9 protein-coding genes are annotated in these 13,479 nt (G+C 64.1%); 5 read left to right on the top strand and 4 right to left on the bottom strand.

Annotation, left to right across the window (positions count from 1 at the left end):
* Nucleotides 1–61: 61 nt before the first annotated feature.
* Nucleotides 62–835 (top strand): NAD kinase, encoded by a 774-nt coding sequence (locus tag AC1RWL_RS19665; protein ID WP_492649666.1) that lies wholly within the window; start codon nucleotides 62–64, stop codon nucleotides 833–835.
* Nucleotides 836–869: 34 nt separating this feature from the next.
* Complete coding sequence (locus tag AC1RWL_RS19660; protein ID WP_493096270.1) at nucleotides 870–1,373, top strand: hypothetical protein; 504 nt, start codon at nucleotides 870–872, stop codon at nucleotides 1,371–1,373.
* A gap of 208 nt (nucleotides 1,374–1,581) precedes the next feature.
* Here AC1RWL_RS19660 and prfB read toward each other — a convergent pair.
* The 3 genes from prfB to AC1RWL_RS19645 all read right to left on the bottom strand — a co-directional run bounded on the left by prfB (nucleotide 1,582) and on the right by AC1RWL_RS19645 (nucleotide 6,761).
* Nucleotides 1,582–2,713, bottom strand: a protein-coding gene (prfB, locus tag AC1RWL_RS19655) for a peptide chain release factor 2 (RefSeq protein ID WP_256119064.1) whose coding sequence is annotated in 2 segments (ribosomal slippage) — nucleotides 1,582–2,643 and nucleotides 2,645–2,713 — 1,131 coding nt in all. Because the reading frame shifts where the segments join, the coding sequence is not laid out codon by codon here.
* A gap of 101 nt (nucleotides 2,714–2,814) precedes the next feature.
* Entirely contained in the window at nucleotides 2,815–5,262 is a 2,448-nt protein-coding gene (locus AC1RWL_RS19650) for a penicillin-binding protein 1A (protein ID WP_493096271.1), read from the bottom strand.
* A gap of 257 nt (nucleotides 5,263–5,519) precedes the next feature.
* Entirely contained in the window at nucleotides 5,520–6,761 is a 1,242-nt protein-coding gene (locus tag AC1RWL_RS19645; RefSeq protein ID WP_493096384.1) for an N-acetylmuramoyl-L-alanine amidase, read from the bottom strand.
* 635 nt (nucleotides 6,762–7,396) lie between these two features.
* Here AC1RWL_RS19645 and AC1RWL_RS19640 point away from each other — a divergent pair.
* Together AC1RWL_RS19640 and AC1RWL_RS19635 are read left to right on the top strand one after the other, a co-directional pair.
* On the top strand, nucleotides 7,397–10,285 hold the full coding sequence (locus tag AC1RWL_RS19640; protein WP_493096272.1) for an Rne/Rng family ribonuclease: 2,889 nt from the start codon (nucleotides 7,397–7,399) through the stop codon (nucleotides 10,283–10,285).
* 133 nt (nucleotides 10,286–10,418) lie between these two features.
* Nucleotides 10,419–11,183: an SDR family oxidoreductase gene (locus AC1RWL_RS19635; protein WP_493096273.1), complete on the top strand. Its 765-nt coding sequence runs from the start codon at nucleotides 10,419–10,421 to the stop codon at nucleotides 11,181–11,183.
* Nucleotides 11,184–11,258: 75 nt separating this feature from the next.
* Here the strand turns inward: AC1RWL_RS19635 and AC1RWL_RS19630 are convergent, their stop codons facing one another.
* Nucleotides 11,259–12,398, bottom strand: coding sequence for a pyridoxal phosphate-dependent aminotransferase (locus tag AC1RWL_RS19630; RefSeq protein ID WP_493096274.1), 1,140 nt, complete (start codon nucleotides 12,396–12,398; stop codon nucleotides 11,259–11,261).
* A gap of 205 nt (nucleotides 12,399–12,603) precedes the next feature.
* Between AC1RWL_RS19630 and AC1RWL_RS19625 the strand changes: the two genes are divergently transcribed.
* Nucleotides 12,604–13,362 (top strand): DsbA family protein, encoded by a 759-nt coding sequence (locus AC1RWL_RS19625; RefSeq protein WP_435265355.1) that lies wholly within the window; start codon nucleotides 12,604–12,606, stop codon nucleotides 13,360–13,362.
* Nucleotides 13,363–13,479: the final 117 nt, after the last annotated feature.

Here is a 13,479-nt window from a genome sequence, read left to right as displayed (position 1 = left end):
AAAGACCGGCCCTGCGCGCCTGGCGCGCTCAGGGCTTCTCTAAAGGATGCGGATAGGCGGCATGGCGCGTAATTTCAATTCCCTCTCCTTCGTCGCCTCGCAGGCGCCCGAAGCGCAGGAAGCGCGCGATGAGCTGGTGTCGATCTATGGCAATGCCGATCCGGAGGAGTCCGATGTCATCGTGGCGCTCGGCGGCGATGGTTTCATGCTGCAGACGCTGCACACCACGATGAACACCGGCAAGCGGGTCTATGGCATGAACCGCGGCTCCATCGGCTTCCTGATGAACCGCTACGACCCTAAGGACCTGCTGGACCGTATCGAGGGTGCTGCGGAAAATGCCTTCCGGCCGCTGGAGATGATCACCAACGATGCGAGCGGCCTGGAGCGCCGGGCGCTGGCGATCAACGAGGTCTACCTGTTTCGCCAGTCCTACCAGGCGGCGAAGCTGCGGGTCAGCGTCGACGGGCGGGTGCGGCTGGAGGAGTTGATCTGCGACGGGCTGCTGCTGGCGACGCCGGCCGGCTCCACGGCCTACAACCTTTCCGCCCATGGCCCCATCCTGCCGCTGGAGGCGCCGCTGCTGGCGCTCACGCCCGTCAGCCCCTTCCGGCCCCGCCGCTGGCGCGGTGCGCTGCTGCCCAACAAGGTGACGGTCGACATCCAGGTGCTGGAGGCGGAGAAGCGGCCGGTCAATGCGGTCGCCGACAATACCGAGGTGAAATCCGTGACCTCGGTGCGCATCGCCGAATCGGCCGGCCTTTCCGCGCGCATCCTGTCCGATCCGGATCATTCCTGGTCCGACCGGATTCTTGCCGAACAGTTCGATTATTGACACTGTCACCCAGCTTCGGGACAGGAGTTTTGCCATGACGCGGCACGCACTTGCCACCGCCCTCACCCTGCTGTTTCTCGCCGGAGCGCCCGCCTGGGCGGAAGGCGAGCCGCCGGTCGCGGAAACCATAACCTTCGTCGTCAGCACCGGTTTCTGGGAAGAGCCGGTCGAGGACGCGGGCGAGGAAGCCGCCAAGCAGGACACCGCCGTTGCGGCAAAACCGGCCGAGATGCGCCGCGGCTACTACAAGCTGATCGCCGTGCGCCAGCCGGACGGCACGGCCGAGGTCCATCTCCAGCAAATCGAGGCGACCGCTACCGGCCCGAAGATCGCGTCCTCGACGGTACTGGAAGAGTTTTCAGCGATGAAGCCCTATGTGACGGACATCCGGCCGGAAAATTCGACAGGGATCACCACCCAGCCGGGCCTGTTTGCCACCGTCTACCTGAAGACCGACCCGAAGGCCGCCGAGCCGGAAAGCTGGACGGTGCTGATCGACGATCTCGGCGACATCAAGATCGAGCGGGCCACCAACTGAAAACGGGCGCCGAGGCACCGGCTTATTGTGATGATGACCTCTCCTCCCCACCGTCATCCTCGGGCTTGACCCGAGGATACACGCCCCATGGCACACCCTGAATTTGTGATGTGGATTCTCGGGTCAAGCCCGAGGATGACGTGGGTGGTTTTGGCGACCAAAAAAACGGGCGCCGAGGCGCCCGTTCTTATCTCATTTTCCGAAGTGCTTAGTTCAGGTCGTCCACGACGGCGTCGGCGCCGCCGTTCACGCGGTGGGCAAGGGCTGCTTCCATGAACTCGTTGAGTTCGCCGTCGAGCACATCCGAAGGCGCGGTGCTTTCGACGCCGGTGCGCAGGTCCTTGACCAACTGGTAGGGCTGCAGCACGTAGGAGCGGATCTGGTGGCCCCAGCCGATATCCGACTTAGACGCGGCTTCGGCGTTGGCGGCCTCTTCGCGCTTCTTCAGCTCGGCTTCGTACATGCGGGCACGCAGCATGTCCCACGCCTTGGCGCGGTTCTTGTGCTGCGAGCGCTCCTGCTGGCAGGCCACCACGATGCCGGTCGGGATGTGCGTGATGCGCACGGCCGAATCGGTCGTGTTGACGTGCTGGCCGCCGGCGCCCGACGAACGATAGGTGTCGATGCGGCAGTCGCTCTCGTTGATCTCGATGACGATCGAATCGTCGATGACAGGATAGACCCAGATCGACGAGAACGAGGTGTGGCGGCGCGCATTGCTGTCATAGGGCGAGATGCGGACCAGGCGGTGCACGCCCGATTCGGTCTTCAGCCAGCCATAGGCATTGTGGCCCTTGACGAGCAGCGTCGCGGACTTGATGCCCGCCTCTTCGCCGTCATGGACCTCCAACAGCTCCACCTTGTAACCCGAACGCTCCGCCCAGCGCGTGTACATGCGCAAGAGCATGTTCGCCCAGTCCTGGCTTTCCGTGCCGCCGGCGCCGGAATGCACTTCGAGATAGGTGTCGTTGCCGTCGGCCTCGCCGGAGAGCATGGCTTCGACCTGCTTGCGCGCGGCCTCGTTGCGGACAGCCTTGAGCGTGTCTTCGGCTTCCTTGACGATCGCCGCGTCGCCCTCTTCCTCACCGAGTTCGATGAGTTCGATATTGTCCTTGAGCTGCTGCTCGATGAGCTTCACGGCATTGATGCCTTCGTCCAGCTGCTGGCGCTCGCGCATCAGCTTCTGGGCTTCCTGGGCATCGTTCCAGAGGTTGGGGTCCTCTGCCTTGTTGTTCAACCAGTCCAGTCGTCTTACCGCCTGATCCCAGTCAAAGATGCCTCCTCAGCAGGCTTATGGCCTGCTTGATTTCGTCGACGACGTTCTCGATTTCCGCGCGCATGTCCGCCTTCTTCTTCGATGCTAATTCGGTGGCCGTGAAATAGAGAGGGCGGGCGCGGATGTAAAGCCCCGCGCCCGCCCCGCAAATGGATCAGCCTATGATCAGAACAGGCCGCCGCTGCCGCCGGTCACCGCCTGGTTGGCCTGCGGCGAGTTCTTCAGGATCTCTTCGGGGCTCGCGAATTCCTCGCCGCCGATGACCGAGAAGACGTCGGCCGGGCCGGTGCCGGGCTTGAAGGCTTCCATGATCGTGTCCGGCTGGCCTTCGGAGGCCTGCATGCCGGTCTTGCGGTTGACCGCGATGAACTGCATGCCTTCCGGCACAATGAACTTCGTCGGGCGCGTGCCTTCGAGGGCCGCGGTCATGAATTCGTTGAAGATCGGCGCCGAGAGCGAGCCGCCGGTGGCACCACGGCCGAGCGGTGCCGGATTGTCGAAGCCAATATAGAGGCCGGCGACGAGGTCCGGCGTGTAGCCGACGAACCAAGCGTCCTTCTCGTCGTTGGTCGTGCCGGTCTTGCCGGCCGTCGGGCGATCGAGCTTGATCTTGCCGGCGGCGGTGCCGCGCGTGACGACGCCTTCCATCATCGAGGTGATCTGGTAGGCGGTCATCGGGTCGAGCACCTGCTCGCGGTTATCGACCAGCGTCGGCTCGTCCTGCTTTTCCCAGTCGTTGGCGTTGCAGTTCTCGCAGGTGCGCTCTTCGTGGCGGAAGATCGTCTTGCCGTAGCGGTCCTGGATACGGTCGATCAGCGAGGGCTTGATCTGCTTGCCGCCATTGGCGAGCACGGAATAGGCCGAGACCATGCGCAGCACGGTCGTCTCGCCGGAGCCGAGCGACATGGAAAGCACCGGATACATCTTGTCGTAGATGCCGAAGCGCTCGGCATATTCGGCAACGAGGTTCATGCCCATGTCGTTGGCGAGCCGCACGGTCATCAGGTTGCGCGAGCGCTCGATGCCGAGGCGCAGCGTGGAGGGGCCGGCGGCGCCCCCACCGTAGTTCTGCGGGCGCCAGACCTGGCCGCCGGCGACGATCTCGATCGGCGCGTCCATGATGACGGATGCGGGCGTATAGCCGTTGTCGAGCGCCGCAGCGTAGACGAAGGGCTTGAAGGACGAGCCCGGCTGGCGCATCGCCTGCGTCGCGCGGTTGAACTCCGACTGCGCATAGGAGAAGCCGCCGACCATGGCGAGCACGCGGCCGGTATGCGGGTCCATAGCGACGAGGCCGCCCTGCACCTTCGGCGGCTGGCGCAGGCGATAGCTGCCGCCTTCCGTCGGCTCGACATAGACAACGTCGCCCACAGTGAAGACGCCGGCCGGCGATTTCGCCGTCTTGCGGTCGCCCTTGGCCGAACGATAGGCCCATTTCATGTTGTCCGCTTCGATGCGGCCGGTCACGCGCTCCTCGACGACCTTGCCGGAAGCGTCCTTGCTCGGCTGAAGGCCGATATCGGCGCCGCCATCGTCGACGGCCAACACGACCGCGAGCTTCCATTCCGGCACGTCGGCAAAAGCATCCACCTTGGCAAGCTCGATGCCCCAGTCCCCGCCGATCTCGATCGTCTTGATCGGGCCATGGAAGCCACGGCGCTCGTCATAGGTCAGGAGGCCATGCTGCAAAGCCTTGCGGGCAGCGACCTGGATGCGCGGATCGAGCGAGGTGCGCACCGAGAGACCACCCTCGTACAGCGCATTGTCGCCGTAGCGCTCGATGATCTGGCGGCGGACTTCTTCCGAGAAATATTCGGAGGCGAAGAGATAGGAACCACGGTGACGCGGCGTGACGCCGAGCGGCTGGGCCTTGGCTTCCGCGCCGTCGCTCTGGGTGACGTAGCCGTTCTCGACCATGCGGTCGATGACCCAGTTGCGGCGCTCGATGGCGGCCTCGGTGCGGCGGAAGGGATGGTAGTTCGACGGCCCCTTCGGTAGGGCCGCGAGATAAGCGGTCTCGGCGATGGTGAGCTCGGTGACGGACTTATCGAAATAGGTAAGTGCGGCGCCGGCAATGCCGTAGGAATTCAGGCCGAAGAAGATCTCGTTCAGGTAGAGTTCGAGGATGCGGTCCTTCGAATAGGCCTGCTCGATGCGGAAGGAGAGGATGGCTTCCTTGACCTTGCGGTCGATCGTCTGGTCGGAGGAGAGCAGGAAGTTCTTGGCAACCTGCTGGGTGATCGTCGAAGCGCCGACCGGGCGGCGGCCCGAGCCCATGTTCTGAACGTTCACGACGATGGCACGGAAAAGGCCCGTCACGTCGACCCCGGGATGCTGGTAGAAGTTCTTGTCTTCGGCCGACAGGAAGGCTGCCTTCACGCGATCCGGGATGGCCTGGATCGGCAGGTAGAGGCGGCGTTCGCGGGCATATTCGGCCATCAGCGCGCCGTTGCCGGCATGCATGCGCGTCGTCACCGGCGGCGCATAGCTGTTCAACACCTCATAATCGGGAAGATCCTTGGTGACACTTCCGAGATAGAGCGCGACCACAGCCGCCAGGCCGAGGAAGAAGACGGCGCCAATCCCGAAGAAATATCCAATCAGTCTGATCATGAGCCAGTTACCGATGCCTTATGTCTTAAATTTCATCGGGCAGACCCGCTGCCCGGCCTTGCGCCGCTCAGTCTTCCAGTCGAAGACGAGTCGCCCCCATTTTCTCGCTCCCGTCTAGCGATCGGAATGTGAGGAAAATAGGGCTTACAGCATGCATCCCGGCTTCGCCACCGCACAATGGCGGCTTCTGTCACTTTTCCGGCACAGGCACACTAACACGTTCCCTGCCCGCGCGCCTGCGGCATCGCGCGAAAAGCTTAACCGCCGTTGGCAACGACGGTCGTGCGGTACTCTTCCACCGCCTTGGCGACGAGGCCCGCGACCTTCTTCTGCCAGGCCGGATCGACGAGCAGTTTTTCGTCGTCCTTGTTCGACATGAAGCCGAGTTCCAGCAGGATCGACGGCACGTCGGGCGCGGTCAGCACGCGGAAGCCGGCGTGGCGGTGCGGGTTGTTGATCAGCAGCACCTCGTTCTTGAAGTTGCCGACGATGCTCTGAGCGAGATTGATGGAAAAGGCCTGCGTCTCGCGCCGCGTCAGGTCGAGCAGGATATCGGCGACCTCGGCCGGCTCGTCGACGAAGGAGATGCCGGCGATCTGGTCGGAAAGGTTTTCGCGCTCGGCGAGGCTCGCTGCGAGGCTGTCGGAGGCCTTGTCGGAGATCGTATAGACCGTCGCGCCGCGGATATCCTTCTGCCGCAGCGTATCGGCATGGATGGAGATCAGCAGGTTCGCCCCCTCGCCGCGGGCAAGCTGCACGCGCTGCGAAAGCGAGAGGAACTCGTCCTTGTCGCGCGTCAGGATCGCGCGGGTGCCCGGCAGCTTGTTGAGCGCCTCGGCAAGTTCGCGGGCGAAGGCGAGCGTGACGTGCTTCTCCTCCGTCTTGGTGACGCCGCCGCGCGCTCCATTGTCGATGCCGCCATGTCCGGCGTCGACCGCGATCACGAACGGGCCTTCCGCCTTGCTGCCGGGCAGCATGACGGGCGCCTGCTCGCTGGACGCGGTCGCGGACGCCTCCTGCCAGCTCTGCTTTTCCATGTTCGCCTGGAAGACCTGGTCGGTGACGATCGCCGTGTCGACGACCAGCCGGTAGCTTGCCGCCCCCTGCTCTTCCTGTACCTCGGCCAGCACCACGCCGATCGGCCGCGAGGCGGTCAGCACGATGCGCGAGCGGCCGGCGGCCATGGTGCCGTAGCGGATGTCGGAAAAGATGCCGCGCGCCTCCAGCTCCTCCGCCTTGATGCCGAAATCGGTTTCCGGCAGGTCGATCAGCACGCGGTAGGGATTGGAGACGTAGTGAACCTTGAACTCCGGCTTGCGGTCGAAATCGATGACGAGGCGGGTGCGCGCATCGTCGCCGGCTATGCGCGCGGCAAAGGCGAGCAGCGGCGCGGCCGAAGCGGACACGGCAAGCGCCGGCGTGACGATCGCGGCACAGAGAAAGACGGCGATCAGGCCGGCAAAAAAGCGGAACGAATGTTCAGTCAGGACGCGTAGCATCACCCGGACAGCCCTCAAACGCGTGGAGACCGCGCGATGCGGTGCAGGACAAGGCCCATAGATGCCCTCTTATGGTTAACGAAAGCTTGGCACGCCGAGAGACCGGCGGACGAAGGGGCCAAGATCACCGCAAATCCATCAAGATTATGACGCTTTTGGCTTTTCCCTTGCCATTGTGACATATCCGCCATAAAAGCAAAGTCAGGGAAAAAGATCAGACGGGATAGAATCGCCTTGAGCAGGCAGCCACTCCTTCGGGACTTGGCGCCGAACCGGGCTTTCATCCGCCGTCATACCCACTTTTTCCCGGCCGATAAGATCGCGTAAGCCGGCGGTGGCCGGAACAGTCAAGGTGGATTTCCACCAAACGCCCTTACCCAAGGGCAACTTCATCGGACCTTTCAAGGTCTATGGCACTGGCATTCTCGTTGGACGTTGATGTTGTCACAGCGGATTTTCTCAGAGGGTAACAGGCACCGGGACGCTCGCGTACCGACCTCCCTCCGTCCGCTAACCCCTCACCGGGGCCTGACGGGAACTTACATATTCGGCGCAGCCCTCTCCTCTCCCGGCACCTCCCTTTCAGGGAACGGTTCGCCGCCAGGATCGCGCATGCGCCGAGGAGCACAATTTACATGGCAGAGAAAATGCTTATCGACGCGTCTCACGCTGAGGAGACGCGCGTCGTTGTCGTACGCGGAAACCGCATAGAAGAATTCGACTTCGAATCCGAACACAAGAAGCAGATCCGCGGCAATATCTACCTTGCCAAGGTCACGCGGGTAGAACCGTCGTTGCAGGCGGCCTTCGTCGATTACGGCGGCAACCGCCACGGCTTCCTGGCCTTCGCCGAAATCCACCCGGATTATTACCAGATCCCGCTTGCTGATCGCCAGGCCCTGCTCAGGGCCGAGGCCGAAGAGCACCGTCGCGACGACGATATCGAGCAGGTCGAGACCGGAACCGACCTTTCCGATGATTCGGAAACGGAAACCACCGAGGCTGAAACCACCGAGACCGAAGCCGTCGTCGAAGCCGCTCCGGTCGAGGTTGCCGCCGAAGCCGAGGTCGTCGAGGCTGTCGCCGCTCTTGAAGAAGCTCCGGCCGAAAAGCCGAAAAAGCCGCGCCGCACCCGCAAGGCCAAGGCAAAGACCGAGGATGCGCCGGCAACCGAAGAGGCCGCCGCCCCCGCGGAAAGCACTGACGACGAGACGCCCGGCGGCGCGATGGCCATGGCCGTCGATGCCGACGAAATCTCCGAGCCCTCCGACCGCAAGCGCGGCCGTCGCCGTCGCGATGACGACGACGATGATGACGACGGTCATCCCGGCGAGGAAAAGGAAGTCATCGAATCCGTCGGCGCCGAAGACGCGATGGAAGAGGTTCCGGACCGCGTGCAGCGCAAGCCGCGCAAGCAGTACCGCATCCAGGAAGTCATCAAGCGCCGCCAGATCCTGCTTGTGCAGGTCGCCAAGGAAGAGCGCGGCAACAAGGGCGCTGCTCTCACCACCTACCTGTCGCTGGCCGGCCGCTACTCGGTTCTCATGCCGAACACGGCGCGCGGCGGCGGCATTTCCCGCAAGATCACCAACCTGCAGGACCGCAAGCGCCTGAAGGAAATCGCCCGCAGCCTGGAAGTTCCGCAGGGCATGGGCGTCATCCTGCGCACTGCCGGTGCCAACCGCACCAAGGTCGAGGTCAAGCGCGACTTCGAATATCTGATGCGCCTGTGGGAGAACGTCCGCACGCTGACGCTCGCCTCCACGGCCCCCTGCCTCGTCTATGAGGAAGGCTCGCTCATCAAGCGCTCGATCCGCGACCTTTATAACAAGGACATCAGCGAGATCGTCGTTGCCGGCGAGGAAGGCTACAAGGAAGCCAAGGGCTTCATGAAGATGCTGATGCCGAGCCACGCGAAGGTCGTCCAGCCTTACCGCGACGTGCATCCGATTTTTTCACGCTCGGGCATTGAGGCCCAGCTTGACCGTATGTTGCAGCCGCAGGTGACGCTGAAGTCCGGCGGTTACATCATCATCAACCAGACCGAGGCGCTCGTCTCGATCGACGTCAACTCCGGCCGTTCGACGCGCGAACACTCCATCGAGGAGACCGCGCTCCAGACGAACCTGGAAGCCGCCGAGGAAGTGGCGCGCCAGCTGCGCCTGCGCGACCTAGCGGGCCTAGTCGTCATCGACTTCATCGACATGGAGGAGAAGCGCAACAACCGCTCCGTCGAGAAGCGCCTCAAGGACCACCTCAAGAACGACCGCGCGCGCATCCAGGTCGGCCGCATCTCGCATTTCGGCCTGCTCGAAATGTCGCGCCAGCGCATCCGCGCGTCCGTTCTCGAATCGACCATGCAGACCTGCCCGCACTGCAACGGCACGGGCCATATCCGCTCGCAGTCGTCGGTGGCGCTGCATGTGCTGCGCGGCATCGAGGAATATCTCCTCAAGAACACCACGCACAACATCTCCGTGCGCACGACGCCGGACATCGCGCTCTACCTGCTCAACCACAAGCGCGGCACGATCATCGATTATGAAAACCGCTTCGGCGTGCAGATCATCATCGAGGCGGATGCCCATGTCGGCGCGCAGCATTTTGCGATCGACCGCGGCGAAGCTGTCGAAAACCCGGTCAAGATCGAGCAGATCCTGCATTTCGAGCCCGAGCCGGAAGACGACGACGTCGTGATCGAGGAGGAGATCGACGAGGAAGACGAGGAAGAAGCACGCCCGGCCGCGGCCGCGCAGGCGTCTGCCCCGACCGCGTCGTCCGCCGCCGCTTCCGATGATGGCCGCAAGCGCAAGCGCCGCCGCCGTCGTCGCGGTCGCCGTGAAAATGGCGAAGGCACCGACACCGCCTCCTTCGGCGGCGAACAGGCCGGCGACGAAGACGTTCTCGACGACGAGGATGCCGAGGGTGACGAAGGTGTGGATGCCGCCGATGCGGACGCCCAGGCCGGCGAAACCTCCGAGCAGCGCCGCAAGCGCCGCCGTCGTGGCAAGCGCGGCGGTCGCCGCAACCGTCCCGAGGATGGTTCGGTCGAAGCCGGTGCTGAAGATGGCGAAACCGACGACGCCGATGGCGATGCGGACGAAGCCGATGAAGTGACGAGCGTCGAGGTGGACGTGGCCGAAGTGGCTGTCGTCGCTGAAGAAGCGCCGGTCGAGGCTGTCGCAGAAGAGGCGCCCGTCAAGCCGAAGCGTGCCCGCCGCAGCCGTGCCAAGGCAACCGAGGAAGCCGTCACGGACGAGGCTGCCCGCACGGCAATCGAGGCACAGCCCGAAGCAGCACCTGCCAAGGCAGTCGAAGAGGACGTCGCTCCGGTCGAACCGGAAGTCGAGGTGGCCTCGGCCGATCTCGAAGAGCCGGCAAAGCCCGTGCGCGCCAACCGTGACCTCTCGAAGATTGCCTCCGAACCGGTGGTCAAGTCTTCGACGGCCAAGGAAAGCACGCCGGACGACGATCCGGACAAGCCCAAGAAGGGCGGCTGGTGGCAGCGCCGCGGCTTCTTCTAAGAAGCGCCCTATCTCAAGAAATCCGAAGGCCCGGCATCGTCCGGGCCTTTTTCTTGCCCGTTGGAATCGGGTGGTTCCCTGCCTGCCCATCTGCGACACCCGCGATCGTCAGAAACCAGCAAGGGAGAAACCCATGACCCGCCTTACCGACAAGGTCGCCATCATCACCGGCGCAAGTTCCGGCATCGGCCGGGCAGCCGCGCTGCTTTTCGCTGAGCAAGGCGCAAAGCTCGTGCTATCGGCCCGCGGGCGCGAACGGCTGGAAGAAGTCGCCGGCGAGATCCGTTCCAGCGGCGGCGCGGTCGTCACCGTTGCCGGCGATGTCAGCGAAGAAGCACATCACCGGGCGCTGGTCGATGCGGCGCAGCGTGAATTCGGCGGCCTCGACATCGCCTTCAACAATGCCGGCACCACCGGGCCGGTCGGGGCGCTGCCTGATCTCGCCATGGCGGACTGGCAAGACGTGCTCGGCGTCAACCTTACCAGCGGCTTCCTGGCGGCCAAATACCAGCTGCCGGCCATGGAAGCGCGCGGCGGCGGCGCCATCGTCTTCACCTCGACCTTCGTCGGCTACACGGCGGGCTTTCCGGGGCTCGCAGCCTATGCGGCATCGAAGTCGGGCCTGATCGGCCTCGTTCAGGTGCTCGCCTCCGAATACGGTCCGAAGGGCATTCGCGTGAACGCGCTGCTGCCGGGCGCCACGGATACGCCGATGGGGCGCGAGGTGGCGAATACGCCGGAAGCGCGTCAATTCATTGCCGGGTTGAACGCCTTCAAGCGCATCGCCGCCCCGGAGGAAATCGCGCAGGCCGCACTTTTCCTGTGCTCGGACGCCTCCAGCTTCACCACCGGAACGGCCATGCTCGTCGACGGTGGCGTGTCGATCAACCGGGTCTGAGAAAGCGATTCACCTGGCTGCGAGATTGAGTCCGCTCCCGGCCGCAAGACCCTGACGCGGAACCGTTTTCCGCTCTTAGGCCAGCCAACGCGCGAGGCGGTCGACCGCCTCGTTCATCTCTTCGAAGGAGCCGGCATAGGAGAAGCGCATCGTGTGCTGGCCGTCCTTCGGGTCGAAGTCGATGCCGGGCGTCGCCGCAACATCGGTTTCGGCCAGCATGCGGCGCGCAAACGCCATGCTGTCATTGGTGAAGCGGCTGACATCGACATAGGCGTAGAAGGCGCCGTCCATCGGCGAGGCGATGGAGAAGCCGAGTTCCGGCAGGCGCTTGACCAGGAAATCGCGGTTCACCCGGTAGGCATCGCGATAGACGTTGAGTTCCGCCTCGGCGCCGAGTGCGGCTTCCGCTGCGATCTGCGACAGTTCGGGCGCGGAAATGTAGAGGCTCTGGGCGATGCGCTCGACCGGGCGCACCAGCGCCTCCGGCAGCACCATCCAGCCGATGCGCCAGCCGGTCATGCAATAATATTTCGAGAACGAGTTGATGATCACCGCCTCGTCGCCGAATTCCAGCGCCGTCGCCTCTTCGCCGACGAAGGTGAGGCCGTGATAGATCTCGTCCGAGATGAAGGCGATGCCGTTGTCGCGGCAATAGGCGGAGAGCGCCGCCAGATTGGCGCGGCCGGTCACCGTACCGGTCGGGTTCGCCGGGCTTGCCAGCAACACGCCATCGATACGGCCATGGGCTTGCAGGGCTTCGGGCGTCAGCGTGAAGCCATTGTCCGCATCGACCTCGATCTCCACCGTCTCGATGCCGAGCGCCGCCAGGATGTTGCGGTAGGCCGGATAGCCCGGACGCGCGATGGCGACGCGGTCGCCGGCATCGAAGAGCGCCAGGAAGGCCAGGTTGAAGCCGGCCGAGGAGCCGGTGGTGATGGCGATTCGGCCCGGATCGACGGAAACGCCATGATGGCTCCTGTAAAAATCCGAAATGGCGCGGCGCAGTGACAGCAGGCCCAGCGCATCCGTATAGCCGATGCGCCCCACATCGAGCGCCCGGCGGGCCGCTTCACGCGCCGCTTCCGGCGCCGGATGCACTGGCTGGCCGACCGCCATGGAGATCACCGGGCGTCCGGCGGCGCGCCGCTTCGTCGCCTCGGCGAGCACGTCCATGGCGTGGAAGGGTTCGACGGCGCCGCGCGACGAGAGTTTCATGAGCCTGCCTTCCAATTCTGAGATCGTGCCTGTGTGCCGCAACACGCCCATATTCACAATCCCGCGAGGGCCGAAAATCCGCCGCTTTTGCCCTATCGTTTGCGCTTTGCCGGCCATAAGGTCGTTGAAAGCACCCACGTCCGCATTGACGCGCGGGTGCCGCCAATGGCACTCATCGGCGCATCACGACGAGGACAGCACAGACATGACATTCAAGACGAAGCTCGCGGCCACCGTCGCTCTCGCACTCGCGGTCGCAGCCCCCCTTCCCGCGCTCGCCCTCGACGATGCGCAGAAGAAGGAGATCGGCGAATTCATCAAGGAATACCTCGTCGAGAACCCGGAAATCCTGGTGGAAGTGCAGGAAGCCCTGCAGAAGAAGCAGGAAGCCCAGCAGCAGGCCAAGGCGCAAGGCGCGATCACCGACAACGAGAAGGCGATCTTCTCCTCGCCCTATGACATTGCGCTCGGCAACCCGCAGGGCGACGTCACGATCGTCGAGTTCTTCGACTACAACTGTGGCTACTGCAAGCGCGCGCTCTCCGACATGGACGCGATCCTGAAGGAGGACAAGAACGTCCGCTTCGTGCTGAAGGAACTGCCGATCCTCGGCCCCGATTCGCTGGCCGCCCACAAGGTGAGTGCTGCCGTGCGCGATCTTTCGCCGGAAAAGTACGGCGAATTCCACCGCACGCTGCTTGGCGGCGAAGGCCGGGCGACGGAGGAAAGCGCCATCGCGCTTGCCGCCGGCATGGGCCTTTCCGAGGCGGATATCCGCAAGACCATGGCCGAGAAGCCGCATGACGACGCGGTGCGCGAAGCCTATTCGCTGGCAAACGACCTCGGCATCACCGGCACGCCGTCCTACGTTCTCGGCAACGAGATGGTATTCGGCGCGGTCGGCGCGGACGACCTGCGGGCAAAAATCGCCAATGTGCGCGCCTGCGGCAAGGCGAGCTGCTGACGGACGCCATCTTCTTGCCACGCTCACCGTATTCAGCCTGTGCTGCTTGTGGACATCGCCTCTTTCGACCGGCAAAGCCCCTGCCCTTGGGGCTTTCCCTGCGGGAACCGCCGGTCT

This window comes from Shinella sp. GW821-FHT10F02 (assembly GCF_058809275.1).
This window is presented reverse-complemented; position numbering and strand designations above follow the sequence as displayed.

Excerpts from the sequence above, each read along its gene's own strand:
- AC1RWL_RS19665 (WP_492649666.1), top strand. The coding sequence starts at position 62 with ATGGCGCGTAATTTCAATTCCCTCTCCTTCGTCGCCTCGCAGGCGCCC.
- AC1RWL_RS19660 (WP_493096270.1), top strand. The coding sequence starts at position 870 with ATGACGCGGCACGCACTTGCCACCGCCCTCACCCTGCTGTTTCTCGCC.
- AC1RWL_RS19650 (WP_493096271.1), bottom strand. The coding sequence starts at position 5,262 with ATGATCAGACTGATTGGATATTTCTTCGGGATTGGCGCCGTCTTCTTC.
- AC1RWL_RS19645 (WP_493096384.1), bottom strand. The coding sequence starts at position 6,761 with ATGCTACGCGTCCTGACTGAACATTCGTTCCGCTTTTTTGCCGGCCTG.
- AC1RWL_RS19640 (WP_493096272.1), top strand. The coding sequence starts at position 7,397 with ATGGCAGAGAAAATGCTTATCGACGCGTCTCACGCTGAGGAGACGCGC.
- AC1RWL_RS19635 (WP_493096273.1), top strand. The coding sequence starts at position 10,419 with ATGACCCGCCTTACCGACAAGGTCGCCATCATCACCGGCGCAAGTTCC.
- AC1RWL_RS19630 (WP_493096274.1), bottom strand. The coding sequence starts at position 12,398 with ATGAAACTCTCGTCGCGCGGCGCCGTCGAACCCTTCCACGCCATGGAC.
- AC1RWL_RS19625 (WP_435265355.1), top strand. The coding sequence starts at position 12,604 with ATGACATTCAAGACGAAGCTCGCGGCCACCGTCGCTCTCGCACTCGCG.